This is a genomic window from Bartonella sp. AP57NXGY (assembly GCF_042195805.1).
In the GTDB taxonomy this organism is placed as follows: domain Bacteria; phylum Pseudomonadota; class Alphaproteobacteria; order Rhizobiales; family Rhizobiaceae; genus Bartonella.
The window spans coordinates 1-1,346 of the sequence record NZ_JBHIOZ010000293.1; the positions used below are offsets into that span (position 1 = coordinate 1).

The 1,346-nt window shown below is 41.2% G+C and carries 1 protein-coding gene; it reads right to left on the reverse strand.

Annotation, left to right across the window (positions count from 1 at the left end; translation table 11 throughout):
- A partial coding sequence (locus ACFIL8_RS10395) for a transglycosylase domain-containing protein (protein WP_375689705.1) occupies positions 1-1,346 on the reverse strand: 1,346 nt, incomplete at both ends.

Below are 1,346 nucleotides of genomic sequence, written 5' to 3' on the forward strand. Positions count from 1 at the left end.
TGATGTGCAGCAAGCATGATGCGATGCCATATCATGGCAGGAACGCCACCCCCAAAAGCACGATTCATCGGTGAAAAGTTATCATTTCCCATCCATACCGCTCCTGTATAATTGCCTGTAAAGCCAACAAACCAAGCATCACGATAAGATTGTGATGTTCCAGTTTTCCCAGCGACGAGAGTCATGGTTAGAGCAGCACGCTTACCAGATCCTCGTGTCGTGACACCCACCATCATTTGGTTCATATAAGCTGTTGATTGTTCACTCAGAACTCGGTGTAGTTTTTTTCCGTTATGTTCGAAATCCCACACGACACGACCATCAATTGTTTTGATTTGCGTAAACCCATGACGATTACCAGCTATCCCGCCATTGGCAAAGACATTAAAGCCAGTTGCTTGATCCATGGGGGTCATGTTGGAAGTACCAAGAACCATTGTTTTGTGTGATAAAATATGCGCGTTAATCCCCATATTCTTGATGAGATCTATGATGGGTTGGGTATCACGGTTAAGATATTGATAGGTGAGATACACAGGGACTGTATTAATAGAAAAAGCTAAAGCTGTTGCTAAATCAATTTTTCCCAAATAACGACCAGAATTATTTTTTGGTGTCCAACCTCCCCAATTGATAGGAGCATCTAAAACGATTGTCGAGGGAGACAGTCCGTGTTCCAGTGCGGTTGCGTAAACATAAGGTTTGAATGAAGAACCAGTTTGCCGTCCGCCTTGTGTTGCTCTGTTAAATTGGCTCTTTTTATAATCTTGTCCTCCAACAATTGCGCATACGGCACCGTTATTATCGAGTATAACGGTGGCAGCTTGGGTTACGCGATATTGTTGACCATATTGATGTAAATGATATGCGATTGATTCTTCTGCTGCTTTTTGAATATTCGGATCAAGGGTCGTTTGAATAATTAAACTATGGCTTGGAAGTTGATTACGCATTTTTTTGACTTCCTCGAATGCCCAATCAAGAAAATAATCTGGCTGATTATTTTCTCTTTGGGGAAGTGCCTTAGCAGGGTGGCGATGCGCATTGATAATTTGGCTCTTCGTCATAAAGCCACTATTAACAAGATTAGAAAGGACGATATTGGCACGTGTTTGAGCTGCAAAGAGATGACTATGAGGAGCATATTTTGTTGGAGCTTTAAAGAGTCCTGCTAACATAGCAGATTCACTTAAAGAGACATGACGTATGTTTTTTCCAAAATAAAATTTTGCCGCTGCGGCAATACCAAAATTGTTTCCTCCCATATATGCTCGGTCAAGGTAAAGTTGTAAAATCTGCTTTTTGCTAAAATTTGCTTCTAGCCAAAGAGCAAGATAAGCTTCTTT